21 protein-coding genes, 4 tRNA genes and 2 pseudogenes are annotated in these 23,631 nt (G+C 69.9%); 9 read left to right on the forward strand and 18 right to left on the reverse strand.

Features of this window, described 5'->3' with window-relative positions:
• Positions 1-91: 91 nt before the first annotated feature.
• The 8 genes and pseudogenes from OO71_RS31340 to OO71_RS31375 all read right to left on the reverse strand — a co-directional run bounded on the left by OO71_RS31340 (position 92) and on the right by OO71_RS31375 (position 8,645).
• Positions 92-622, reverse strand: coding sequence for a MarR family winged helix-turn-helix transcriptional regulator (locus OO71_RS31340; protein WP_033293563.1), 531 nt, complete (start codon positions 620-622; stop codon positions 92-94).
• Positions 623-648: 26 nt separating this feature from the next.
• Positions 649-1,212, reverse strand: a complete 564-nt coding sequence (locus tag OO71_RS31345) for an HIT family protein (protein ID WP_033293564.1) — start codon at positions 1,210-1,212, stop codon at positions 649-651.
• Positions 1,209-3,236 carry a threonine--tRNA ligase gene (thrS, locus tag OO71_RS31350; protein ID WP_033293565.1) on the reverse strand — a complete coding sequence of 676 codons (2,028 nt, stop codon included), beginning with the start codon at positions 3,234-3,236 and terminating at the stop codon, positions 1,209-1,211. The genes OO71_RS31345 and thrS overlap by 4 nt, the downstream gene beginning before the upstream one ends.
• Before the next feature lie 135 nt (positions 3,237-3,371).
• A complete protein-coding gene (locus OO71_RS31355; RefSeq protein WP_033293566.1) occupies positions 3,372-3,986 on the reverse strand; it encodes a malonic semialdehyde reductase in 615 nt (204 codons plus the stop codon).
• 148 nt (positions 3,987-4,134) lie between these two features.
• Positions 4,135-5,526, reverse strand: a complete 1,392-nt coding sequence (locus tag OO71_RS31360; RefSeq protein ID WP_084145406.1) for a sugar transferase — start codon at positions 5,524-5,526, stop codon at positions 4,135-4,137.
• 1,778 nt (positions 5,527-7,304) lie between these two features.
• A complete protein-coding gene (locus tag OO71_RS53410; RefSeq protein ID WP_162186130.1) occupies positions 7,305-7,550 on the reverse strand; it encodes an alpha/beta hydrolase family protein in 246 nt (81 codons plus the stop codon).
• Positions 7,551-7,585: 35 nt separating this feature from the next.
• Positions 7,586-7,996 (reverse strand): annotated as a pseudogene (locus tag OO71_RS31365) (alpha/beta hydrolase family protein); the annotation flags it as partial.
• Positions 7,997-8,573: 577 nt separating this feature from the next.
• Positions 8,574-8,645: transfer RNA gene (locus OO71_RS31375), tRNA-Val, on the reverse strand.
• 388 nt (positions 8,646-9,033) lie between these two features.
• Here OO71_RS31375 and OO71_RS31380 point away from each other — a divergent pair.
• The 4 genes from OO71_RS31380 (at position 9,034) to OO71_RS31395 (ending at position 9,831) form a co-directional block, all read left to right on the forward strand.
• Positions 9,034-9,459, forward strand: a complete 426-nt coding sequence (locus tag OO71_RS31380; protein WP_033293569.1) for an SsgA family sporulation/cell division regulator — start codon at positions 9,034-9,036, stop codon at positions 9,457-9,459.
• Positions 9,460-9,589: 130 nt separating this feature from the next.
• Positions 9,590-9,662, forward strand: a tRNA-Gly gene (locus OO71_RS31385).
• 22 nt (positions 9,663-9,684) lie between these two features.
• Positions 9,685-9,755 (forward strand) — tRNA-Cys (locus OO71_RS31390).
• 1 nt (position 9,756) lies between these two features.
• A tRNA-Val gene (locus OO71_RS31395) sits at positions 9,757-9,831 on the forward strand.
• 97 nt (positions 9,832-9,928) lie between these two features.
• Here the strand turns inward: OO71_RS31395 and fgd are convergent.
• The 4 genes from fgd to OO71_RS31415 all read right to left on the reverse strand — a co-directional run bounded on the left by fgd (position 9,929) and on the right by OO71_RS31415 (position 14,400).
• Positions 9,929-10,933, reverse strand: coding sequence for a glucose-6-phosphate dehydrogenase (coenzyme-F420) (gene fgd / locus OO71_RS31400; RefSeq protein WP_033293570.1), 1,005 nt, complete (start codon positions 10,931-10,933; stop codon positions 9,929-9,931).
• 96 nt (positions 10,934-11,029) lie between these two features.
• A complete protein-coding gene (locus OO71_RS31405; protein ID WP_211260650.1) occupies positions 11,030-12,487 on the reverse strand; it encodes a glycoside hydrolase family 76 protein in 1,458 nt (485 codons plus the stop codon).
• A gap of 144 nt (positions 12,488-12,631) precedes the next feature.
• Positions 12,632-12,997 carry a YciI family protein gene (locus OO71_RS31410; RefSeq protein WP_156096631.1) on the reverse strand — a complete coding sequence of 122 codons (366 nt, stop codon included), beginning with the start codon at positions 12,995-12,997 and terminating at the stop codon, positions 12,632-12,634.
• Positions 12,998-13,107: 110 nt separating this feature from the next.
• Positions 13,108-14,400, reverse strand: coding sequence for a hypothetical protein (locus OO71_RS31415; protein ID WP_033293571.1), 1,293 nt, complete (start codon positions 14,398-14,400; stop codon positions 13,108-13,110).
• 1,134 nt (positions 14,401-15,534) lie between these two features.
• On the opposite strand from OO71_RS31415, the gene OO71_RS31420 reads away from it, so the two are divergent.
• Positions 15,535-16,332 carry a siderophore-interacting protein gene (locus OO71_RS31420; protein WP_033293572.1) on the forward strand — a complete coding sequence of 266 codons (798 nt, stop codon included), beginning with the start codon at positions 15,535-15,537 and terminating at the stop codon, positions 16,330-16,332.
• Between the two features lies 1 nt (position 16,333).
• Here OO71_RS31420 and OO71_RS31425 read toward each other — a convergent pair whose 3' ends face one another.
• The gene (locus OO71_RS31425; RefSeq protein WP_033293573.1) at positions 16,334-16,834 is read right to left on the reverse strand and encodes a methylated-DNA--[protein]-cysteine S-methyltransferase; all 501 of its coding nucleotides are present in this window, start codon (positions 16,832-16,834) and stop codon (positions 16,334-16,336) included.
• A 66-nt stretch (positions 16,835-16,900) separates the two neighbouring features.
• Between OO71_RS31425 and OO71_RS31430 the strand changes: the two genes are divergently transcribed.
• Positions 16,901-17,509: an RraA family protein gene (locus tag OO71_RS31430; protein WP_033293603.1), complete on the forward strand. Its 609-nt coding sequence runs from the start codon at positions 16,901-16,903 to the stop codon at positions 17,507-17,509.
• A gap of 84 nt (positions 17,510-17,593) precedes the next feature.
• On the opposite strand, the gene OO71_RS31435 is transcribed toward OO71_RS31430, so the two are convergent.
• Complete coding sequence (locus OO71_RS31435) at positions 17,594-17,905, reverse strand: hypothetical protein (RefSeq protein WP_033293574.1); 312 nt, start codon at positions 17,903-17,905, stop codon at positions 17,594-17,596.
• A 120-nt stretch (positions 17,906-18,025) separates the two neighbouring features.
• Here OO71_RS31435 and OO71_RS49355 point away from each other — a divergent pair, with 120 nt between their 5' ends.
• Positions 18,026-18,232, forward strand: coding sequence for a hypothetical protein (locus tag OO71_RS49355; RefSeq protein ID WP_084145403.1), 207 nt, complete (start codon positions 18,026-18,028; stop codon positions 18,230-18,232).
• A 75-nt stretch (positions 18,233-18,307) separates the two neighbouring features.
• Positions 18,308-19,537, forward strand: coding sequence for an alpha/beta fold hydrolase (locus OO71_RS31440; RefSeq protein ID WP_033293604.1), 1,230 nt, complete (start codon positions 18,308-18,310; stop codon positions 19,535-19,537).
• A gap of 10 nt (positions 19,538-19,547) precedes the next feature.
• Here the strand turns inward: OO71_RS31440 and crcB (OO71_RS31445) are convergent, their stop codons facing one another.
• The 4 genes and pseudogenes from crcB (OO71_RS31445) to OO71_RS31460 form a co-directional block, all read right to left on the reverse strand.
• Positions 19,548-19,916, reverse strand: coding sequence for a fluoride efflux transporter CrcB (crcB, locus tag OO71_RS31445; RefSeq protein WP_033293575.1), 369 nt, complete (start codon positions 19,914-19,916; stop codon positions 19,548-19,550).
• Positions 19,916-20,308, reverse strand: a complete 393-nt coding sequence (gene crcB, locus OO71_RS31450) for a fluoride efflux transporter CrcB (RefSeq protein ID WP_342669962.1) — start codon at positions 20,306-20,308, stop codon at positions 19,916-19,918. Before crcB (OO71_RS31450) ends, crcB (OO71_RS31445) begins: the two co-directional genes overlap by 1 nt.
• 513 nt (positions 20,309-20,821) lie before the next feature.
• Positions 20,822-21,106 carry an isoamylase early set domain-containing protein gene (locus OO71_RS31455; RefSeq protein ID WP_033293577.1) on the reverse strand — a complete coding sequence of 95 codons (285 nt, stop codon included), beginning with the start codon at positions 21,104-21,106 and terminating at the stop codon, positions 20,822-20,824.
• Between the two features lie 101 nt (positions 21,107-21,207).
• A pseudogene (locus OO71_RS31460) lies at positions 21,208-22,914 on the reverse strand (IlvD/Edd family dehydratase); the annotation flags it as partial.
• Between the two features lie 117 nt (positions 22,915-23,031).
• Between OO71_RS31460 and OO71_RS31465 the strand changes: the two are divergent.
• Positions 23,032-23,307 (forward strand): YggT family protein, encoded by a 276-nt coding sequence (locus OO71_RS31465; protein ID WP_033293605.1) that lies wholly within the window; start codon positions 23,032-23,034, stop codon positions 23,305-23,307.
• The last annotated feature ends 324 nt before the right edge of the window (positions 23,308-23,631 follow it).

Here is a 23,631-nt window from a genome sequence, read left to right on the forward strand (position 1 = left end):
CTGTGCACCTGACTCGGGGGCGGGTGGGCGACGAAAGCCTATCGACCCCGCCCCGCGCACCGGACGTGCCCGCCCGCGACCCGCCGTGCGGTCAGCCGGATTTCGGCAACCCGACGACCGGGGCCACGAAATCCGCGGCCTCCTCGGCGGCTGCCGCGGCCTCGCAGCGGGGCTTCAGCCCGCCAAGGATCGCGGCCGAGATCTCGCCGAGCTGCGTGACCTGCTCGGGCGTGAGCTGGTCGAAAATGCCCTCCCGGACCGCCTCGACGTGCCCCGGCGCGGCCTCTTCCAAGGCGGCGAACCCGGCGTCGGTGAGCACCGCCCACGACCCGCGCTTGTCCGTGGGGCACGATTCACGCCGGACCCAGCCCTTGGCCTCCAGCCGCGCCACCGCGTGCGACAACCGGCTGCGCGACGAACCCCGCATCGTGGCCAGCTCGCTCATCCGCAGCCGCCTGCCCGCCGCCTCCGACAACGTGACCAGCACCTCGTAGTACGCGTGCGGCATGCCCGAATCGTGCTGCAGCTGGCCTTCGAGGTGCGCCTGCAGGAACGAGCTGGCCTGCGCGTAGGTACGCCAGACCTGCTGCTCGTGGCCGGTCAGCCAGCGTGGTTCGGACATATCGCCATCATACGCTGGTTGAGGGCTCAATCAGCCGTGGTCGACCGCTTTCCCCATGCCCCGGCCAGCAGGTCCCGGGTTTCCCCCAGAAGCTGCGGCAGGACCTTGGTGTGCCCGATCACCGGCATGAAGTTCGCGTCGCCGCCCCAGCGCGGGACCAGGTGCTGATGCAGGTGCGCGGCGATCCCCGCCCCGGCGATCACGCCCTGGTTGATCCCGATGTTGAACCCGTGCGCCGCCGACACCGCCCGCACCACGCCCATCGCGTGCTGGGTGAACTCGGCCAGCTCGCGGGTCTCGTCGGCGGTGAGGTCCGGGTAGTCCGCGACGTGCCGGTACGGGACCACCATCAGGTGCCCCGGGTTGTACGGGTACAGGTTCAGCACCGCGTACACCGTCTCGCCGCGCGCCACGATCAGCGCCTGCTCGTCGTCGAGCGAGGGCAGGCGGCAGAACGGGCAGCCCGGCGGATCGTCGCCGTCGGGCTTGTCCTGCCCCTTGATGTAGGCCATCCGGTGCGGGGTCCACAGCCGCTGCAGCGCGTCCGGGATCCCGATCCCGTCCTGCCCGACGAGTTCGGGATCGGTCACTGCAGGATCTTCTCCACGGCCTCGGCCGACGGCGACGCGTTCTCCCGCCGCGTGATCCACTCGGCGATCGCCTCGACCGCCTGATCGGCCGGGATGCCGTTGATCTGCCCGCCGTCGCGGAACCGGAACGACACCGCACCGGCCTCCGCGTCCTTCGCCCCGGCGAGCAGCAGGAACGGCACCTTCTGCGTGGTGTGCGTGCGGATCTTCTTCTGCATCCGGTCGTCACTCGCGTCGATCTCGACCCGGATTCCCTTGGCGCGCAACGCCTTCTCGACGCCACCGAGGTACTCGACCTGGTCGGCGGTGATCGGGATGCCGACCACCTGCACCGGCGAGAGCCACGCCGGGAACGCGCCCGCGTAGTGCTCGGTCAGCACGCCGAAGAACCGCTCGATCGACCCGAACAGCGCGCGGTGGATCATCACCGGCCGCTGGCGGGTGCCGTCGGATGCGGTGTATTCGAGGCCGAACCGCTTGTTCTGGTTGAAGTCCAGCTGGATCGTGGACATCTGCCAGGTACGGCCGATGGCGTCCTTGGCCTGCACGGAGATCTTGGGACCGTAGAACGCCGCGCCGCCCGGGTCGGGGACCAGCTCGAGCCCGGAGTCGACGGCGGCCTGCCGCAGCGTCTCGGTGGCCTCCTCCCACTCCCAGTCCTCGCCGATGAACTTCTCCGAGTCACCGCGGGTGGACAGCTCCAGGTAGAAGTCCGAGAGGCCGTAGTCGGCGAGCAGGTCGAGCACGAACTTGAGCAGCGACCGCAGCTCGCCCGGCATCTGCTCCTTGGTGCAGTAGATGTGCGAATCGTCCATGGTCAGCCCGCGGACACGGGTGAGGCCGTGCACCACGCCGGACTTCTCGTAGCGGTAGACGGTGCCGAATTCGAACAGCCGCAGCGGCAGCTCGCGATAGGACCGTCCGCGCGAACGGAAGATCAGGTTGTGCATCGGGCAGTTCATCGCCTTGAGGTAGTAGTCCTCTTCGTCGAACTGCACCGGCGGGAACATGGTGTCCGCGTAGTACGGCAGGTGCCCGGAGGTGTGGAACAGCTCGCCCTTGGAGATGTGCGGCGTGTTCACGAACTCGTAGCCGGCTTCCTCGTGCCGGCGGCGCGAGTAGTTCTCCAGCTCACGGCGGATGATGCCGCCCTTGGGGTGGAACACCGGCAGCCCCGACCCGATTTCCTCGGGGAAGGAGAACAGGTCCAGCTCGGCGCCGAGCTTGCGGTGGTCGCGGCGCTCGGCCTCGGCGAGGCGCTCGAGGTGCGCGTCCTGCGCCTCGGCCGACTCCCACGCGGTGCCGTAGATCCGCTGCAGCTGCGGGTTCTTCTCGTTGCCGCGCCAGTACGCGGCAGCGACCCGGGTGAGCTTGAACGCCGGGATGAACTTGGTGGTGGGCACGTGCGGGCCGCGGCAGAGGTCGCTCCACACACGTTCTTTCGTGCGCGGGTCGAGGTTGTCGTAGATGGTCAGCTCGCCGCCACCGACCTCCATCACCTCGGAAGTGTCCACTTCGGACTTGAGGTCCACCAGTTCGAGCTTGAACGGCTCGTCCGCGAGTTCCTGCTTCGCCTCGTCGGTGGAGGCGAAGACGCGGCGGGAGAACTGCTGTGCGCCCTTGACGATCTGCTTCATGCGCTTCTCGAGCGCCTGCAGGTCTTCGGGGGTGAACGGCTTTTCGACGGCGAAGTCGTAGTAGAAACCGTCGCGCACCGGCGGGCCGATGCCGAGCTTCGCGTCGGGGAATTCCTGCTGCACGGCCTGGGCGAGCACGTGCGCGGCGCTGTGCCGGATCACGCTGCGGCCGTCGTCGGTGTTCGCGGCGACCGCTTCGACCTGCGCGTCGGCGTCCGGGATCCAGGCGAGGTCGCGCAGCTTCCCGTCCACGTCGCGGACGACGACGATCGTGTCCGGGCCCTTGGTGGGCAGTCCGGCCTCGCGCACCGCGGCGCCCGCCGTAGTGCCCGCCGGCACCACCACGCGCGGGGCGGGTACGGCGGCGGCTGACGGCGGATGGGACACGATCGGGCTCCTTCATGGCGAAGTGACGGGGATTGCTCGGGTCGATGCTAGTCCGCTGCCCGTGAGCGGCTTTCGCTAGGCACACGAAGGCCGCCCCGCGGGTGCGGGGCGGCCTCGGTGGCGGGAAGCAGCGGGTCAGAGAGTCTCGACGACCTGGTCGAAGTCCAGCCGCGGCAAGCGGTCGAACCACGGGTTGTCGCCGGGCTTGCCGACGTTCACCACGACGAGCGAACGCCAGTTGTTCTCCGCGAAGAACTCCTTGTCCACCCCGGCGGCGTCGAAGCCGGTCATCGGGCCCGCGGCCAGCCCGGCCGCGCGCACGCCGATGATGAAGTAGCCGACCTGCAGCAGCGAGTTCAGCCTGGAGAACTCGACGCGGCCGGCCTCCTCGGAGAACATGTCCTTCACGCCCGGGTTGTGCGGGAAGGTCTGCGGGATGTTCTCGTGGAAGTCCACGTCCGCGGCCAGGATCACGGTGATCGGCGCGGTTCCGGTCTTGGCCCGGTTGCCCTCGGCCATGTGCGGCAGCAGCCGCTGCCGGGCCTCGTCGCTGCGGAGCACCAGTGCGCGCAGGGGCTGGGTGTTCATGGAGGTCGGGGCCCACTTCACCAGGTCGTAGATCGCCCGTACCTGCTCGTCGGTCACCGGCTCGGCGCTGAAGCTGTTGGCCGTGCGAGCCTCGCGGAACAGCAGGTCCTGCACCTCGGCGGGCACCTGCAGCTGCTTCTCGGACTCAACGAAAGTCGTCATCGGATTCGGCGTTCCTTCCCGTGCTGTCGCCTTCGCTGCGTGCCAACGTGGTTGAACGCTTGACTATTTCGCGTTCAACGATCTTGTGAGCCAGCACACGGCAAAGGCCGCCGACCCGGTGCGGATCGGCGGCCTTCGGGGGGAACGGTCAGTAGGCGCCCTGACCGGCGAGCACGGCGCGGAAGGTCTTCCAGAGGATCACCAGGTCGAGGGCGAGCGACCAGTCCTCGACGTAGCGGAGGTCGAGCCGGATGCTGTCCTCCCACGAGAGGTCGCTGCGGCCGCTGACCTGCCACAACCCGGTGAGCCCCGGTTTCACGAGCAGACGGCGGCGCGCGGCGGGAGCGTACTTCTCGGTCTCCTCCGGCAGCGGCGGGCGAGGCCCGACGAGCGACATGCTTCCGCCGAGGACGTTGAACAGCTGCGGGAGCTCGTCCAGCGAATACCGGCGGAGCAGGCCGCCGACCTTCGTGACGCGCGGGTCCTTCTTCATCTTGAAGAGCGGCCCGGCGCCTTCGTTGGCGCCTTCGAGCTCTTGGCGGATCAAGTGTGCGTTGACGACCATGGTGCGGAACTTGAGCATGGTGAACGCTTCGCCGTCCTTGCCGATGCGGCGCTGCCGGTAGATCACCGGGCCGCGGTCGCCGAGCTTCACCGCCACCGCGATGGCGAGCAGGATCGGAGAGAACAGCGCAAGCAGCACCGCGGCACCAAGCCGGTCGACGACTTCCTTCACCAGCCGGCGGCCCCCGGTGAACGCGGGCGCGGTGACCCGCAGCAGCGGCATCCCGAGCACCCCGCTGACGTTGACCCGCGGCCCCGCGACCTCCATCAGCACCGGCGCGACGACCATCTCCGCGGACGTGCCTTCGAGGTCCCACGCGAGCCGCTGCAGCCGGTCGGGATTCCAGTACTGGTCGGCCGTGATGGCCACGACGCGGTACCCACCGCGGCGCACGTGCCGGGAGAGCTCGTCGAGCCGCCCGACGACGGGGACCCCGTCGATCTCGCCGTGCCCGGTGTCGGTGCAGACCGCCTCGACCCGCCAGCCGACGTGCGCTTCCTTGCGGGTACGGGCAATCAGGTCGGCGAGGGTGTCCGCGCTGCCGGCCGCCATCACCGGCATGAGACACAGTCCACGGCGACGTCTTCGGTGCAGCATCTGCCGGAGGATGTACCGCTGCGGGAACAACACCAGCGCGACTGCGGGTACCACGAAGAACACCCACGGCTGTACTTCAAGCGCTCCGAAGAGAAGGCCGCCGAGCGCCACGAGGACCGCGGCGGTAATCAGGCCGCGGCCGAGAGTGCGGTACTCCTCCGGCCCTTCGCCGAGCACGCGAGCACTCCAGGCGCGGCTCACGGGTAGCGCGCAGAGGACCGCAAAGGCCGTCCCGAAGGCATGCATGTCGTGCGGCGCCAGCCGGTCGATGACGAAGGCACTGATCGCGATGACGACGCAGGTGGCAATCACGTCGGCAATCACGACAGTGATCCGGTACCGCCGCTCCCACTCCGCCGGATGCGACTTGGGTTGCACGGGTTCGGCAGTTGCCTCCGCGTGCCGGGGAGCGGTGGCGGTCGCGGCGCGGTTGTCGCCGGTGGCATGACTTTCACCAGCGGCATGGCTTTCGCCGGTGGCACGGTGGCGGCCGGCGGTGGTCGATGCTGCGGTGTTCGCGCCGTTGGACAGTGCCGCGGTTGAGGCTTTCGCACCGCGGGACTCGGCTTGCGCTTCCCGCCCGTCGGTCAGGGTGACGGCGGCTACCGCGGGGATGGTCCGGCTGCCGGTCATACCGTCAGCGGTGGTCGCTTCACTGGCCCCACTCCGGGACTCGGCGAAGGCCGCCCGCACTGCCGCGCCCCGCCCGTCGGCCATCACGGTCTGGCTGGCTGCACCCCGGGCGTCGGCGAAGATCGCCTGTGCGGCGTCTGCCGCGCGGCCCTCGACCGGTGCCGGGCGCACCGTTTCCGATGCGCCGCCCGCTGGGACTCCCCCGGTTCCCCCGCTTTGCGCGCCGGTGGCCGCCGGGGTCCCCGTCGCCGCGGGGATTGCCGGCAGACCGGTGCGTGGTAACACGGCACCGTCCGTCGGCAACGGCCGCACCGGCTCTTCCATCAGACCTCCCGCGCTGCCCAAGCTCCCCGGACCTGACTGCGCCCCGGCACACTGAGCCAGAAGAGATGATCACTATCCGTGATTTTCATTTCTGTCCGACTTCAGCCACCCAAGGCGTGACACTCGCCAAGGTATCGGCGCCTCACCAGGCGGTGTTACACAGATTTCCAGCCACACCCTGCGGCTCCTTCCCGTCAATGAGCACCGGGAAGATAACAGTGTGGTCACGATGGGTAACATTTCGTCTTCCACTAACAGCTACGGACTGTAGTCAAAACTCCACCAATGTCCCCCGCCGGAGCAACGGAACCCCGAATGGCGCAACCGGCTCTCAGATCGTCCATTGTGGACATCCGCCGCCCGCCTGGTCCACTGTGGACCCGCCGCCACACGCACCCCGGCCGCACCGCCCCGGCGGGACAGTCATCGCTCCGACGTCACGCGGCGACCGTTCCGTCGCACTTCACCCCTCCGGCGCAACCACTGCGGACGGCGATCATCGGAGCACACTCCCACGCAGACCTGTGCCCACCGGTGACCGTCCAACCACCCCCCGATCGGGTGACCTGCGCCGATTGATCCAACACGCTGTGCGGTTGATCACACCGGCCTCGCCGCAAGGCCCAAACACGAGACAGGAAAGTCAACTTGCGACACAAATTTGTCGATTACGACGTCGCGCCCGGGTCCCCGGCAGGGCACCCCGCCCCACCGGCCACCCCCGGACGAGACGGTGCCTTCCGGCTCGCCGCCGACCGCTTCCGCGTGCCGGGCAATCCGCCCCCGGCGGCGGCCCGAAGATCGGTCACCCCCGGAAACCGAGGGACGACGCAGTGATCCCAGCGCCGATCACCATTTCAAAGGACACGTTGCTCCTTCACGCGATCACGCCGTCCCGAAGTTCCCTGCGCCAACCCCCACCCGGGTGAGCCGACGACTGCCCACGTCCACTCCGGACTGTCCAAGTGCCCGGAGACGTCCGGAAACCGGCACACGGACCGCTGAGGCAGCCAGCCGCTCCGCGCGAAACGCGGGTAGTGCAGCGTCCCGTGCTCGTGGCAGCGCTCCCATCGACAGGCAACCGTTCGCTGAGTGTTTTTCAGGGGGCGAGGAACCCCACGCCCGGCGACGCACCCCACGCGCCACAGTGGACTAAACCATGCCCCCACCCAGGCGAACCTCGGCGTGGTCGCCGGATGTCACTCCGCCACCCGGCGGTCCCTCAGATGCCGTACGAAAAACCGTGCTGCTGCGGAGAGCGCGAACTCTCCCGGCGCTCCCATCAGCTGGTGGCCCTGATCCGGCAGCAGGACCAGATCGTGATGTTTCCCGGCGCGCGTGAGGCGGTCCGAGAAGCGCAGCGTCGCCGCCGGGAGGACGTTGACGTCCGGCAAGCCGTGGACAAGCAGCAGTTCCGGCTCGAAACGCTCGGCATGCGCGACCACACCAGCGTCGATGGCGTCGCCAGCCGGAAGTCGTCCGGCCCGGCCGCGGCACCGATCGCTCGGTACAGCTCCGGCGCGACCAGGTCGCAGCGAGCCGCGTAGTAGCCGCCGAAGGAGATGCCGATCGCGCCGGTGCGCGTGATGTCCAGCCAGGGATGACGAGCGGCCAGTACCCGTAACGCGGCGACCCGGTCGCGGACCCCCAGCACCCCGAAGTCCTCCGCCGCGGCGGTGATCGTCTGCGGACCGCCGTACCCGGAGCCGACGACCGGGTAGGACTGCTGCGGGTCGAAATCGCGCGGCAGGCAGCGGACGCCGTGCAGGTCGGTGACCTCGTCGACGGCCTGCACCCGGAACTCCACCGGGTCGGCGCGACGGAGCTGGCCGGTCTCGGCGGCGACGTCCACGGTGCCCACCGGGCTGCCGCGCCAGCCCGACAGCCTCACCGGCGATCGCGGGACGGGGCAGCACGATGCCTCGAGCCCGTTGCCCGGCGAGAACCCTTACCCCGGAACGGATCCGCTCGGTGTACTCCGCCACGAGCCGCCAGCGCTCCGCTGCGGGCTGCGGCGCGACCACGTCCTCGGCGACCAGCCGGAACCAACCCCAGGTCTGGTCGGGGGCGGTCAGGTGGACGTGCCACAGGGGTTCCGGGCGCTGCACTTCGACGGTGAGGAGATACCGCAGCACGGCGGCGAGATCGTCGTCGGCGGGGCCGAGCTGCATGATACTGCTTGAGGAGCGCCCAGTACGGTCGGCGGTCGACCGGATGTTCGTGGCCATCTGATCTCCCTCGTCCGGCCCGGATCTCGTTGCCGCACAGGGGAATTGAGCGGGTCGGGCGCAACGTTTCCGGCCCATCGATCGGCGACCCTCTGTGGCGAAGGTCACGGGAGGCGCGAAGCCACCGGAATCGCGCTGTGCCGGGGAGTCCCGAATGGACTGCGGGCCCGATCAGGTCCCGAATACACCAGCGGCCTGCCGAGAACTCTCGACAGGCCGGTTACCAGCACGAACACAGGGTGGGCGATACTGGGATCGAACCAGTGACCTCTTCGGTGTGAACGAAGCGCTCTCCCGCTGAGCTAATCGCCCGCTCGCGGTGAACCGACTCTACCGCACGACTTTCGGGCGCCTGCAAACGGGTGGTTTCCCTCGACTACCGCGCGTCTACCAGCGGATACGGAACGAACAACCCCGAGCTAGCCCAGGCTGTCCCGGCCATGGGGCGCGTGCGCCCGGCTCCGACACCCGTGCGACGGTGCTATCGCACGGCGGCGGAACCGCGCAGTATGTACGGGTGGCTCCCCACCGGGCGCCCGCTGAAGGCTGCGCGGCACGGACGGGACGAACCGGACGGACCACGGGGCAACCGGACTCGAACGGGTGATCTCGCGCGCACTCGCGACGGAACCGGCACCCCGGTGCGTCTCACTGTCGTCCTCGGTCGTCCGGGCCGGGAAGGGAGACGAAGGGTAGGACGATGCGCAACGATCACGTGACGCTCCGCTCGACGGCGGTCTTCGACCTGCTGGCGCCGCGGACCCCGGCGGTTCCGGTCAAGGTGGAGCTGCGCTACGACACCCGGGACCCGTATGCCGTCGTCGCCGCCTTCCGCACCGGCCGCGCTGGCTGGGTCGAATGGGTCTACGCGCGCGACCTGCTCGCCGACGGCCTGCTCGCCGACGCCGGTGACGGCGACGTGCGCATCCGCCCGTCGGTCGAGGACCCGGAATCGGTGCTGATCGAGCTCAACTCGCCGTCCGGGCACGCCATGTTCGAGGCGTCCGCGCAGGAGCTGGCCGACTTCCTCGACCGCACCTACGACGTCGTCCTGCCCGGCAACGAGCACCTGTGGGTCGACGTCGACGACGCGCTCACCCACCTGATTCCCCACGATCTCGCCTGAACGCGGCCGGGCGGGACACCCCGGTGCCACGGCGGTTGCGGCGGTCCGATATGGTTCTTCCACACCACGGCGACGGGGTGCGAGCCGGAATCGCAGGGTTCCGGGGCGCAGATTCCGGCCGATGGGCAGTGCGGACGTAGCGCAGCTGGTAGCGCATCACCTTGCCAAGGTGAGGGTCGCGGGTTCGAATCCCGTCGTCCGCTCGGAGGGCGCACCAGCCCGAGCGGTGGAGTGGCCGAGAGGCGAGGCAACGGCCTGCAAAGCCGTGTACACGGGTTCGAATCCCGTCTCCACCTCGCGCGATTAGCTCAGCGGGAGAGCGCTTCCCTGACACGGAAGAGGTCACTGGTTCAATCCCAGTATCGCGCACCAGCATTCCCCCCGTTCCGGATCAGCCGGGCGGGGTTTTTTCGTGCTGTCGTACCGCTCCGGCCGGAACCGCTGGGGTCCCGGCCGGACTCCTCGAACGTCAGCCCAGGGCTTTCAGCCGCGGCAGCACGTCCTCCGCGAACTGCGTCAGATACCGCTCCTGGTCGTGGCCGGGGCCGTGGAACACCAGGTGGTTCAGGCCCGCGTCGAGATACGGCTTGATCTGCGCGACCGCCTCGTCCGGGTCCGACGCCACGATCCACCGCTTCGCGACCTGCTCGATCGGCAGCTCGTCGGCGAGCCGCTCCATCTCCTCCGCCGACGACACGGTGTGCTTCTGCTCCGCAGTCAGCGAAAGCGGCGCCCAGAACCGCGTGTTCTCCAGCGCCTGCGCGGCATTCCGGTCGTACGACATCTTGATCTCGATCATCCGGTCGATCCCGGCGACGTCCCGCTCCGCCGCGGCCGCGCCCTCGGCCACCGCGGGCATGAGCTTTTCGGTGTAGAGATCCATGCCCTTGCCCGAGGTGCAGATGAACCCGTCCCCCGCGCGGCCGGCGTACTTCGCCACCACCGGGCCGCCCGCGGCGACGTACACCGGCACCGGACGCTCCGGCCGGTCGTAGATCTTCGCGTTCACCAGCTGGTAGTAGTCGCCGTCGAAGTCGACGTTGTCGCTGGTCCACAGCTCGCGCATGAGCCGGATCGACTCGCGCAGCCGCGCGAACCGCTCCTTGAACTCCGGCCATTCGCGCCCGGACACGGCGATCTCGTTCAGCGCCTCCCCGGTGCCCGCACCGAGGATCACCCGGTCGCCCGACAGCAGCGCCATCGTGGCGAACGCCTGCGCGATCACCGCCGGGTTGTACCGGAACGTCGGCGTGAGCACACTGGTCCCGATCAGCACGCGGCTGGTCCGCTCCGCCACCGCGGGCATCCACGCGAGCGCCCACGGGGCATGCCCGCCCTGTGCCCGCCACGGCAGGAAGTGATCCGACACCCACACCGAGTCCAGCCCCAGCTCCTCGGCCCGCACCGCGAAGTCCACCAGCTCGCGAGGCCCGAACTGCTCCGCCGACGCCTTGTACCCGACCTTCAGCTCCACAATCGCCCTTCCCCGTCCGCACCGAGGCCACGCAGGATTCCGTGGCGTCCCCACCGTACCCGGGGACGTTCCGCCCGGCCGCGGGCGTGGCGGCGGTCACTGATGGGTGGCGTTCATCAGCGCCAGCCCGCCCGCCTGGCACCCGGGTCCCTTCCCGGTGCCGCCGGACCACGACCGCGAATACTGGTCGAAGTCGTTGCGGGAGCGGGCATACGCCGAATCCGCCTGCCGGACGAGGAAGTCCCGGTAGGGCGCGCCGGACACCGCGGCGTCCAATTCGGACAGGCCACGGACGAGCCCGGCCTTGAAGAACGAGCCGTCGTCGGTGCAGCTGGAGCTCTCGCCGGGATCCCCCACGATGCCGTCGCTGCCGGTGAAATAGGACCCGGTGCGCGTCGTGGCGTCGGCGATCGAGCGGGCCGTGGTGATCAGGCCCTGGTCACCGTTCACCCGCGACAGTGCGATGAGCGCGGAGACGAGCACACCCTGGTTGTAGGTGTAGCGCTTGCCGACCGCGGCGCAGCTGGAACCGTCGACGCCGTCGATCACCAGGCCGTCGGAACCGATCAATCCCTTGCTGCGGAACCATTCCCAGCCCTGCTGCGCCCGTGTGCGGTAGGTGGCGCTGCCGGTGCGGTCGGCGAGGGTGGCGTTGACCTGGAGGTACAGGCTGTTGGAGATGGATGCCTTGTACGGCTGGCCTTCCTGCCATCGGATGCCGCCGCCGCAGTCGCCGGTCCAGAAGGTCTGCATGTGCTCGGCTTCGGCTTTCGCGGTGTCGAGGTAGCGCTGCTGGCCGGTGCGGTCGTAGGCGTCGAGCCACGCCATGGCCCACCAGCCGGTGTCGTCGGAGAACTCGTTGCGGAACTGGCCGCGGCCGGCGTTGACGTTCTTGTCGTAGGTCGTCGCGATGGCGTACTCGTAGCTGCCCATCCCGGTGACGACGGCGTCGCGGATCACCCCCGACAACGACACGGCGCTCCCCCATCCGCTGCTGCTGCGGAAGTATCCGGTGCCGTTGTCGTAAGTCGCCATCATGGCGGTGGCCGCAGCTTGCGCGCGGTTCGCGGCGTTCCAGCGGGTGCGGGCCCAAGGGGTACAGGCGATCCGGCCGGTGTCGACGGCACTGCCACACGCGCGGAGGGCGCCGACGCCGCGGTTGTTCCAGTCGTCGTTGTTGTACATCTGGGTGCGCCAGGCGCCGATCCCCGACGGCGCCTTGGTGAGCCCGAGCTGGGAACCGCCGGTCCAGCTTGAACCGGCGTCGAAGGACCGGTCGAGCCAGACACTGTCGCCCGGCTTCACGTGGTCGATCGCGGCCCAGCCCATGGGATCGTTGTCGGCGAAGTGGAGCTGGAGGACGCGGTCGTCGAGCGGCGTGGTGACCGCGATCCGGTCGCCCGTGGCTTGATCGGCGGCCCGGTTGTCGCAGTATTTGTTGCACACCACGGTGTTGTCGGCAGCCGTGTGCGGCGTGGTCGGTTCCCCCGACGGCGGACCGGCGGCGAGGAGCGCCGACATCGTTGTCGCCACGACCGTGAGCATGACCCGCATCGCTGCCTCCTCGGCCCCCGCCCCACGATGAAGATCACGCCTGCCCGGCCGTTGGTCAACGGAATGACAAAGACCTGACCGGAAAATGCAGCGGAACGGCGCAACAGCCGGGCCGTGGGGGTGCCCGCGGCCCGGCTGGCGGAGTTACCGGTTCTCCAGATCCTCGAACTCCACGACCTGCCGCACCTCGACCTCGATCTCGTCGAACAGCTCCGCGTACTGGCTCGCGTATTCGACCGCCTGGGCCCGGTTGTCGGCGTTGACGAGCGCGAACCCGCCGATGACCTCCTTGGCCTCGGTGAAGGGCCCGTCGGTGGCGGTGGGGCGCGCCCCGCGGGGCTTGCGGACGATCGCGCCTTTCGACGAGTCGTGGACGCCCTCGGCGGTGATCAGGATGCCGCGCTCGGTCCAGTCCTGGATGAAGGCGCCCATCTTCTCGATGAATTCGGGGGACGGGTTCCAGGCGCCGGGTGCGTTCTCGTCGAGCCGGTGCATCATCAGGAATCGCATGACCGCTCCTCGGGTCAGGGCTGGGGCCCGGTTCGGTCCCGGGCACGTCGGCCAGCCGTCACATCCTCGTCGAACGGAACGGGCGGGCATCGACATCCGGCCGCATTGCTTCAGCACCGATGCGAGGGGGACTTTCGCGGCCGCGCCGCACAGGCCCCGACGCCCGCAGCCACCGTCACGGACGTCACCGCCACCCCGGCAACCGGACTGCCCATCAACACAAGCCCAGCGAGAAACGCCGACCCGGCGACGAACAGTACGGCCATCCGCAGCGCAGGCGCCCAGGCAACGACGAAATCCGCAGCACGCTCGGCCCAGGAGTCACGAGTGTCCGGCTTCCGATGCCGACCACGCCGCCGCCGCGCAAGCACCCGCGACGCGGAGGCGATCATCTCCTCCCGCGTAGCCACCCTGCGCGGCGGCCGAACCCCAGGCTCCCAATCGACGACGACCCGGACCCGGTGGTTGCTTCCGGGTCGAGGCTGGTCTGGGGGTGTGGTGGTTGCGGGAAAGGATTCCTTGGGCAGCTCGCCCCGGTGACGGAGGTCGGCGGCCTTGGGCAGGTCGGTGTCGCGGGGCAGATCGGCGCGCTTAGGCCGACCGGGCCCGGTCGGCAAGGCGGCGGCTATCGGCAGATCAGTCCCACAGGGCGGATCGGCGCGCTCAAGCTGACCGGCCCCGGTCGGCAAGGCGGCAGCCTTGGGCAGGTCGGTGTCGCGGGGCAGATCGGCGCCCTCAAGCAGACCGGCCCCAGTCGATGGGTCAGCACCCTCGGGCAGATCAGTCCGGCGGGACCAATCCGGCCCGTGTGGCAGATCGGCAGCCACGGGGCGGTCGGTCTCGCGCGGCGGACCGGCCCCGCCCGGTCGGTCCTTCCCCTTGAGCAGGTCAGGCCTGCTCGGCAGACCGGCCCGGCGAACGGCGGCGCCCTTGAGCACGTCGGCCTCGCTCGACTTGCCGCCGCTCGGCGGGTTGAGGGCGTTCGGCTCGTTCAGGGCGTTCGGCTCGTTCAGGGCGTTCGGCTCGTTCAGGGCGTTCGGCTCGTTCGGTGCGGTCGGGGGCTCGGTGTCGGTCCAAGCCTTGGGGTCGCTCGGGGAGGTGGCCTTGCCCGGAGACTGGCCCTGGTGCGGGCAGCCGACGTCGTCCGAGTGGCTCGGCCCGTTCGGGGTGCCGGTCTCGTCTGCCGGATCCGCAGGTCCGGAGCCGTCCTGGCGGTGTGGCTCGTTCGGCTGGACCGCTGGGCTCGCTTGCCCGGGCAGGGCTTCCTCGCTGGGCTCGCCTGCGCGGGCCGGACCGGCGGCGCGGCCCGCCGGGGCGGCCTGGGCTTGCCTGACCGCCCCGTTCGGCTGTTCGGCCTGCGCGGCCTGGTCCGACTGGTCCGCGAGGCAGGAAGCTACCGTCACGAGGTCGTCTTCCCTCTCTCTTCCGGCCGGCAGACCGGCCCGATCGCTGCCCGCGGGGCCTCGGCCGCCCCGGATGCGCCTCATCTTGGCGAAGACCGTGCGTTACCGCGCAGTAGTACTGGCAGTGTCGCGGTGAACGGTATTCCACCGTCGCCCAGCGGTTCGAGTGACGCCGTCCACTACTCCCCGCAACCACCTCCGCGGACGCTTTTGTCCGGTTCCCCCGCCACCCGCCCCAGCGTGAAATGTCGGGCGAATATGGGCGCGCACCTGCACTGGCTCGGGAATATGCACGTTCATCCGCACAATCGGAGCGACGGGTTGTCCGGCGATCATGACGGGGACCTTCATCCAGAGCACTGCACGGAGCGTCATGGTGGGCCGTGACGATGAGGAGTCTAGTGTCACCCAAAAGGGTGATACGGAGAGTCAGCGGGACTTCGCGAATCGGCCGGTCCACGCCAGCCGTCCGCTCCGCCGGCAGCCACTCCGACAGCCATCCACTCCGCCAGCTGTCCAACGCCTCGAACCGCCCACGCCGCAACCCATCGACCTCGCGACTCGACCACCGTGACCCGGTCCCTCCGCGACTCGACTGCCCCGCGACCCGATCACTCCGCAATCAGACCGCCCCCGGTCGGACTGGCTCGCCGTCAGACCGCCTCAGGCCGGACTGCCTCGTGGTCAGACCGCTTCAGGTCGGACTGCTCGTGGCCGGGCCGCCGTCGGCCGGACCGCCTCATGACCGGACCATCGCCGATCGGACTACCTCGTGGTCGGACCGCATCGCAACCAGACCTCTGCAGGTCGGACCGTCTCGCAACCGGAGCGACTCAGCCGGACCCGTCTCGCAACCGGAACGGCGTCGCAAGCGGGCCGTCTCCCGCCGGACCGCCTCGCGGGCGGACCTGCCTCGCGGTCAGACCACCTCGTGGCCGAGCTCGAAACGAGACGAACCATCGCACTCGGCATGCCCACGAACGTCACCACCAGAGCACGCCAGCGCGAAACGTCAGCACCAGAGCGGAACAACACCGCCACCCCTCAGTCCCACCCACAGTCGGCCTTGCCGCCGCGTCCCACCACCGGCTAGCGTCGCTAAAGTAAGCCTCACCTAATCCCCACGGGAAGACCATGCCGACCATTCCCCAGCGCCGCACGCCCGACAGCAGGCGGTTGCTTCGCGCGACCGTTCTCCGGGCCGAGCGGACGTCCACGCATTTCGTGACCCTCACCGTCGGCGGAGAGGACCTCACCGGGTTCGTCCCGCTCGGGTTCGATCAGTGGTGCCGCTTGTTCTTTCCCCGCGAAGGGCAGCGCGCGCTGCGGCTGCCGACTGCCTCCGGGAGCCGCTGGCTCGCCCAGCACATGCTGATGGGGCCGGCCACCCGGCCGTGGGTGCGGAATTACACGATCCGCGCGTGGCGGCCGGGCGAGGTCGACGTCGAGTTCGCTGTCCACGGCGACGGCGGGCCCGCGTCGCAGTTCGCGCAGCGGGCCGAGCCGGGTGACGAGGTCGGGATCCTCGACGAGGGGATCACGTTCCTGCCGAACCCCGGTGCGACGCAGCTTCTCCTGGCCGACGAGAGTGCAATCCCGGCTGCGCTGGCGATTCTCGACTCGTCACCGGCCGATCTCCGCGCCACCGTGCTGCTCGAGGTCGGCGCGCAGGACGACGTCCGGGCCGTCGACGCACCGCTCGGCGCCGATGTCCACTGGCTGGTCCGCAAGGACGACCGTCTCCCCGGGCGGCTCGCGCTCGACACCCTCGCCCAGCTCGACCTCACCGAGCCACCCGGCTACACCTGGGTCGCCGGCGAAAGCGGTCTCGCCACCGGTACGCGGCGGTTCCTCACGCGGGAGCGCGGCGTGCCGAAGCAGGCGATCGCGTTTCAGGGCTACTGGAAACACGGGCGCGCGTCGCTGGGGTGAGTCAGAACAGCCGTCCGGCATCCTCGGCCGGTGGATCTTCCAGGTGCAGCAGAAACCGCTTCCGGTCGACCCCGCCCGCGTACCCGGTCAAGCCGCCGCCACTGCCGACCACCCGATGGCACGGCACGACGATGCTGATCGGGTTCCAGCCGTTCGCGTTTCCGACGGCCTGCGCCGCGCCCGGATCGCCCAGTTCGGCGGCAAGGTCGCCGTAGGTACGCGTCTCGCCGTACGGGATGCGGGTCAGCAGCTGCCATACGCGCTGTTCGAACGCGGAGCCGCGCAGGTCGAGCTCGAGGTCGAACGTCCGCCGCTGCCCGGTGAAGTACTCGCCGAGCTGGCGGATCGCGCCGGCGAAAGCGGCGTCGGCGCGGGGGCCGAAGTCGGGGAACCGCGGGGTCCGGCTGTGCCCGTCGAAGTAGATGCCGACGAGCGCGCTGCCGTCGGCGACGAGGGTGAGGTCGCCGATCGGCGACGCGGCGACGGTGTGCCGGAATGCCATCTGTCCTCCGTGATCGGTGCCACGGAACGGTATCCGGCCGCGCCGGGCGTGACAGCATCGCCGTCCATGGACGCCGACCTCCCGACCACCACTCTCGCCGACCTGCTCGGCCGCAGCCAGGTCCTCGACCACGGCGTGCGCCCGCTGTGGACGCCGGTACCGCGGATCGCCGGGCCCGCGTACCCGGTGCGCTGCCCGCCGGGCGACCACCTCATGCTGCACGCGGCCATCCACCGCGCGCCGGCGGGATCGGTGATCGTGGTGGAGTCGGGCGACGTCGGCTATGCGCTGGCCGGCGGCAACGTCTGCGCGGTGGCCCAGCGGCGCGGGATCGCGGGTTTCGTGCTGGACGGGGTGATCCGCGACCTGGCCGAAGTCCGTGAGATGCGTTTCCCGGTGTTCGCGCGCGGGGTGATCCCGATCCCCGGGGCGAAGGCCGCGGTGACGCCGCTCGGTGAGCCGGTGCGGTGTGGCGGGGTGACCGTGTCCGCCGGGGATGTCGTGGTGGCGGACGAGGAAGGGGTGGTCGTCGTGCCCGGCTCCCGTGCCGGTGAAGTGCTGGCCGACGCACGGGCGCGGCTGGCGAAGGAGGACGCGCAGACCCTCGACGAGTGGGAGGCGGCCCACCGGGCACGGGTGGATGCGGCACTGGCCGCAGGTGGCTTCCGGGGCTGACCCGGGGTGCGGAGCTCCGGCCGAGCGCAGCTCACCCACGCCAGGCTTCCGGAGCCGGGAAGCCCGGGGGTACCGGAACGGCCGCTACTCCTTCCCCATCGCGCGGCGGATCTCGGCCAGTTTGTCCTTCGCAGCTTCCTTGCGGTCGGCGATCTTCTTGTCCAGCGACTCCAGGGTCTCCGGGCCACCGATCCCGGCCACTTCCTGCGAGCCGACGGACGTCGTGTAGCGCTGCTCGATCCGGTCACGCACGAAGTCGAACGACGGGACGCCGCCCTCGCTGTAGTCCGGGTCGGGCAGCCCGGCCGGGGGCGTCACCGGTGTGGCCCCGGTCGCCCCGCTTTCCACGATCTCCGCGTCGAGCGGTTCCTGCTCGCCGGGTTTGTCCGCGCTCATCGTTTCGCCTCTTTCCGGTCGTCGGCTCCCCTTCCGACCCTAGCGTGGCCGGGAGGATGTTTCACCGCCGCCGATCCGCGGTAGCCCGATCAGGAACGGATGTCCGGGAAGGAGTCACCGATGCCCCGCCAGCGCCTCACCGCGCCACCCGCCCCGCCAGAGCCGGTTCCGCCCGTCCCGGCGGAGCCCGATCCGGTGGTCCCCTCGCCCGGGCCGGACCGTCCGCTTCCCGACGACCCGCCACCCCCGGAGCCGCAACCCGGTCCGGCGCGCAGCACCACCGGCATGCCCCGGGTGCGTCCGTTGTGGACGATCCGGCCGGAGTGACCGGTTCGTCCACTGTGGACGTTCGAGCCGGAATTCACTCGCCTGCCCCGGCGCAGCTCTGGTTTGATCGGCGGCATGGCAACCACCGTGCGCATTCCCGGCCTGGTCCTCACCGACCACGAGTTCTCCGTACCCCTCGACCACTCCCGGCCGGACGGGCGCCGGATCACCGTGTTCGCGCGCGAGGTCGCCGATCCGGACGGGCTCGCCCGGCCGTTTCTCGTTTACCTGCAAGGCGGTCCCGGGCACGAAGCGCCGCGGCCGTCGGCCGGGAGCCCGTCGTGGTTGCCGCGGGCGCTGCGCGACTACCGCGTCCTCATGCTCGACCAGCGCGGTACCGGACGGTCCACGCCGGTCGGTACCCTGACCGGCACGCCGCAAGAACAGGCCGAGTACCTCACCCATTTCCGTGCCGATTCGATCGTGCGGGACGCCGAAACGATCCGCCAGCAGCTGGGTGTCGAGCGGTGGAGTGTGCTCGGCCAGTCGTTCGGCGGGTTCTGCACCCTCGCGTACCTCTCCCAAGCGCCGGACGGCCTGGCCGAAGCCTTCTTCACCGGCGGATTGCCACCCCTCACGCGGCATCCCGACGAGGTCTACGCCGCCACATTCGCCAACCTCCTCGAGCGCAACCGCCGGTACTACCTCCGCTATCCCGACGACCGTGGCCGCATCGAGGCGCTCTTGCCGCTCCTCGACGACGGAGCCGTCACGCTGCCCGACGGCAGTCCGCTCACCGCGCGGCTGTTCCGCCAGCTCGGTTACCTCTTCGGCGCGAGCGGGGGCCAGGAAACGCTGCACTACCTGCTCGAACGCGACCCACGCTCGCCGGTCTTCGCGCACGATGTCGCCGCCGCGCTCCCGTTCACCGCGCGCAATCCGCTGTACTCGGTGGTCCACGAATCGTCGTACGCCGACGGGGTGGCCACCCGCTGGTCCGCCGAACGCGTGCTGCCGGACGAATTCCGTGCCGACCCCACGCTTTTCACCGGCGAGCACGTGTTCCCGTGGCTCTTCGACGACGTCCGCGGACTGCAGCCGATGAAGGAGACCGCCGAGCTGCTCGCCCAGCACGAATGGCCCCGGCTGTACGACGCGGACGTCCTGCGCAAGTGCACAGTCCCCGCCGCAGCCGCCATCTACGCTGAAGACATGTACGTCGAGCGCGTGTTTTCCGAGGAGACCGCGCGGCTCATCCCGACGCTGCAACCGTGGATCACCAACGAATACGAGCACAACGGCCTCCGCGCCGCGGGCGAGCACGTGCTCGGCCGGTTGGTCGACCTGGTCCGCGGGCGGGCCTGAGGTCGCCGCGTCACGCGACCAGGGCGTGCACCGCCTCGTACGCGAACACGGCGCTGCCGACTCCGGCCGCAATGCTCACGACGACGTTCGCCGCCGCGGCGAAGTAGGACCGGCGTTCGACCAGGCGGATGGTTTCGTAGCTGAACGTGCTGTACGTGGTGAGTGCGCCGCAGAACCCGGTGCCGACCAGGCTGTAAACCGCGGCTGGCAGGGCGGTTCCGGCTCCGGCGAGACCACCCAGCAGCAGGCAGCCGGCCAGGTTGACGGTGAAGGTGCCCCACGGGAACAGCGTCTGGTGCCGGGACTGGACGGCCCGGTCGGTGAGGTACCGCATCGGCGCGCCGACCGCGGCGCCCAGGAAGACGAGCAGCACGGTCATCAGGCAGCCACCTTCAGCGGCCGGAGCACCAGCTTCCGCGTGATCGCGTGTCCGAGGAGGACCGCGACCAGCGCGGCGGCCAGCGTGCCGCCGAGGTAGGCGAAGGCGAGTGGCACCGTGCCGGGGCTCAGCAGGTCGCGCGTTTCGACCGCATAGGTGGAAAACGTGGTGAACCCGCCGAGCACGCCGACCCCGAGGAACGGCCGGACCAGCCGGTGCGCCGGCCATGCTTCGGTGACCAGCACCATCAGCACGCCGATGAGGAAACAGCCCGCGACGTTGGTCCAGAACGTCGCCCAGGGAAAGCCGCCGGGCGCGGTGGGCAGAGCCTGGGCGAGACCGTAGCGAGCGAGCGCGCCGAGGCCACCGCCGAGCGCAATGCTGCCGAGCACCGACACGTGGTGACGGACGAGTTCGCGCTGCTGCGCGGGATCGCGGAGGTCGACATCGGGGTCGAGAGGTTCTTCGGGCACAGTCTTCTCCTACTCCACGGACATGGGTCGCCGTTCGAGTAGGGACTGTTGGCGGCCTCGGCCGCGGTTGTCCGGGATCGTCCCGGAGCGGCGAGCCCCACCGCCGCGCTTCCTTCGCGAGCCTACCGGATCACTTCCGCGCCTTGTTCGGCACAGGTCCGTGAAGGGAACCTTGGGGCTTAACCGTGGGGTACCGCCTCGGGTGGGCTGAGGTGTGGCCGCGCTGCTGGCCATGGTCGGCTGGCTCTGGCTCCGCGGTCAGCGTTGGCGCTGGTCAGTCCCCGTTCCCTCGCGTGGGGCCACGGGCCGGTGATACTGGAGACCTGCCCCAAGGCAGCAACCGTCACCTTGGGCTGCCGGACCAAGTTCCGTGAAGGGAACCATCACGGAATCTGATTCCCTCATGGTTCCCTTCACGGACTTCGGGGTGGCTCAGTCGGCGACGTACAGGCAGTCCCGGCCGTCGCGGGCGGGGGCGTCCGGGTCGTCGAGCCAGCGGCCGCCGTCGGCGAGGTAGCGGAAGCGCAGCTGCGCACCCGGCGGGACCTCGATCGCCGCGGAGCGCGTGCCGTTCGAGCGTTTGCGCAGTTCGTGGCGGCCGGGCTGCCAGTCGTTGAAGTCACCGACCACGCTCACCGCGCCGGGCGGGGTGTCCACCGGCAGCACGAACGTCACGCGCCGTACCCCGGATCCGCTGCCTCGGCTGGTCTTGATCACGCGGGTTCCCTTCCTGCTCCGGCCGATCGGTCTTCTGAATCGTTCCATGACGACCGCCGGACGCCCTGCCGTGACGGATGCCGCGTCCGGGTGAAATGCCGTCAGTGCGAGTCGCGCGGGACGGCGGAGCCGCGGGAGCCGTGGAGGAAGTCGAAATCGGCGCCGAGATGGGCCTGGGTGACGTGCTCGCGGTAGAGCCAGGTGTATCCGCTGCGGTACGGGCTTTCCGGCGCGGTCCACTCGGCGCGGCGGGTGGCGAGTTCGGCGTCGGACACGTGGAGGGTCAGCGACCGGTCCGGAGTGTCGAGCGTGATCCGGTCCCCGCTGCGGACGAGCGCGAGCGGCCCGCCGACCGCCGATTCGGGGCTGACGTGGAGCACCACGGTGCCGTAACCGGTACCGGACATCCGGCCGTCGCAAATGCGCACGACGTCGGTGATGCCCTGGTCGAGGAGCTTCTTCGGGACCGGGACGTTCGCCACCTCCGGCATTCCCGGGTAACCCTTCGGACCGGCGCCGCGGATGACCAGGACGGTGTCGCGCGTGACGGGCAGGTCCGGGTCGTCGGCGACGCGGTGGTACTCCTCGGCGGTGTCGAAGACCAGCGCGCGACCGGTATGCGTGAGTAGCTCCGGCGACGCGGCCGACTGCTTGAGCACCGCGCCGTCCGGGGCGAGATTGCCGGTGAGCACGGCGGTTCCGGTGCCCGGCGGCTGGAAGGGCGCGTCGACCGGCGTGATGACCTCGTCGTTCCAGCATTCCGCGGGTTCGTCGGCGATCGTTTTACCGGTGACCGTGCGGGCGTCGGCGTGCAGAAGACCGGCGTCGGCGAGGCGGCGCAGGACCACAGGAATGCCGCCGGCGTAACAGAAATCCTCCATCAGGAAACGGCCCGACGGCATCAGGTTGACCAGCGTGGGCACGACGCGGGTGAGCTCGTCGAAGTCAGCCATGGTGAGCGGGACGCCGACGCGGCCCGCCAGCGCGAGAAGGTGCACGATCGCGTTGGTGGACCCGCCGATCGCCGCGTTGACACAGATGGCGTTCTCGAAGGCCGCGCGGGTGAGAACGGCTGACGGGCGGAGGTCCTCCCCCACCATGGCGACAATGCGGCGGCCCGCCGCCTGCGCCGTTTCGAACCGCCGCGCGTCGACCGCGGGCCAGGTCGCCGAACCGGGCAGCTGCATCCCGAGCGCTTCGGCGAGACAAGCCATCGTGGACGCAGTGCCCATGGTCATGCAGTGGCCGTTCGACCTGGCCATGCAGCCTTCGGCGAAGAAGCACTCCTCCTCCGTCATCCGGCCGGCTTTGAGGTCCTCCTCGAACTTCCAGACGTGCGTACCCGATCCGACGTCGCCGCCGCGGAACTTGCCGTTCAGCATCGGGCCGCCGGTGACCATCACCGCAGGCAGGTCGACGCTCGCGGCACCCATCAGCATCGCCGGGGTGGTCTTGTCGCAGCCGGAGAGCAGCACGACGCCGTCGAGCGGGTTGGCGCGGATGAGCTCCTCGACCTCCATCGCCATGAGGTTGCGGTAGAGCATCGCGGTAGGGCGCATGAGAGTTTCGCCGGTCGCCATGGTGGGGAAGGCGAGCGGGAGCCCGCCGGCCTGCCAGACGCCGCGTTTGACCGCCTCGGCGACGCGGTCGAGGTGCACGTTGCACGGCGCGAGCTCGGAGGCGCTCGTGGCGATCCCGATCACCGGGCGCCCGTCGAAGACCTCCGGGCCGAAGCCCTGCGACCGCATCCAGGACCGGTGGATCATCCCCGCCCGGCCCGACGCGCCGAACCACGCTGCATGGGTCCTCGATACCGGATCGTCCCGGACCTGGCAATCGGCTGAGAATTCGGCGAACCGGACACTTCGCGGGTGCGCCGGGCGTTGGCAGGGAAAGACGGTTCCCGGAGACGTGAGGTGTTGGTGATGAGCCTGATCGGGACCCTGCTCGGGTATGTGCTGACCGTGTTCATCCTGGTGCTGGTGGTGCGGATGGTGCTGGACTGGACGCGCCTGGTCACCACCGGGCCCGCCTGGCTCGGCCAGGCCCGCCGCATCAGCCACCGCGCGACGGAACCGGTGATCGCCCCGGTACGACGAGTGCTGCGGCCCGTACGGGCGGGCGGAGTGTCGATCGACCTGGCGTTCACGGTGGTGTTCTTCGCGGCGGTCGTGGTGCGGTCGATCGCGTTTGCACTGTGAGGGGCTGGGTGCTGTTTCGGGTGGAGGTGGGCCGGGTTCTCGTGCGGTTCGCGAGTGGGGCGGCTGTTGTGGAGGCGGTGGTTGCTCGGCGGTCTTTTGACGCGCGACGGCGGTTGCGGGGCGGTGTTTCGCGGCAGCCCGCTGGCGTGAGGTGGCGGTTGCGGGGTGGTGTTTTCCGGCAGCCTGCTGGCGTGAGGTGGCGGTTGCGGGGCGGTGTTTCCCTTTAGAGGTCCTAACAGATTGAGTATTTCTTGAGTCTGCGCCAACAGATGATGCTGCAGGCGATGCTGAGGAAGGCTTCATGGATGTCATCGCGGATCTCCC

It is taken from the genome of Amycolatopsis jejuensis, assembly GCF_000717335.1.
GTDB lineage: Bacteria > Actinomycetota > Actinomycetes > Mycobacteriales > Pseudonocardiaceae > Amycolatopsis > Amycolatopsis jejuensis.

What these genes read in the sequence shown, in the direction of transcription:
- OO71_RS31355 (WP_033293566.1), bottom strand. Translation starts at nt 3,986, where the DNA reads ATGACGACTTTCGTTGAGTCCGAGAAGCAGCTGCAGGTGCCCGCCGAG.
- OO71_RS31435 (WP_033293574.1), bottom strand. Translation starts at nt 17,905, where the DNA reads ATGAGCGCGGACAAACCCGGCGAGCAGGAACCGCTCGACGCGGAGATC.
- OO71_RS31410 (WP_156096631.1), bottom strand. Translation starts at nt 12,997, where the DNA reads ATGCGATTCCTGATGATGCACCGGCTCGACGAGAACGCACCCGGCGCC.
- crcB (WP_033293575.1), bottom strand. Translation starts at nt 19,916, where the DNA reads ATGACCGTGCTGCTCGTCTTCCTGGGCGCCGCGGTCGGCGCGCCGATG.
- OO71_RS31430 (WP_033293603.1), top strand. Translation starts at nt 16,901, where the DNA reads ATGGACGCCGACCTCCCGACCACCACTCTCGCCGACCTGCTCGGCCGC.
- OO71_RS31340 (WP_033293563.1), bottom strand. Translation starts at nt 622, where the DNA reads ATGTCCGAACCACGCTGGCTGACCGGCCACGAGCAGCAGGTCTGGCGT.
- OO71_RS49355 (WP_084145403.1), top strand. Translation starts at nt 18,026, where the DNA reads ATGCCCCGCCAGCGCCTCACCGCGCCACCCGCCCCGCCAGAGCCGGTT.
- OO71_RS31380 (WP_033293569.1), top strand. Translation starts at nt 9,034, where the DNA reads ATGCGCAACGATCACGTGACGCTCCGCTCGACGGCGGTCTTCGACCTG.
- OO71_RS31405 (WP_211260650.1), bottom strand. Translation starts at nt 12,487, where the DNA reads ATGCGGGTCATGCTCACGGTCGTGGCGACAACGATGTCGGCGCTCCTC.
- OO71_RS31465 (WP_033293605.1), top strand. Translation starts at nt 23,032, where the DNA reads ATGAGCCTGATCGGGACCCTGCTCGGGTATGTGCTGACCGTGTTCATC.
- OO71_RS31440 (WP_033293604.1), top strand. Translation starts at nt 18,308, where the DNA reads ATGGCAACCACCGTGCGCATTCCCGGCCTGGTCCTCACCGACCACGAG.
- OO71_RS31420 (WP_033293572.1), top strand. Translation starts at nt 15,535, where the DNA reads ATGCCGACCATTCCCCAGCGCCGCACGCCCGACAGCAGGCGGTTGCTT.
- OO71_RS31425 (WP_033293573.1), bottom strand. Translation starts at nt 16,834, where the DNA reads ATGGCATTCCGGCACACCGTCGCCGCGTCGCCGATCGGCGACCTCACC.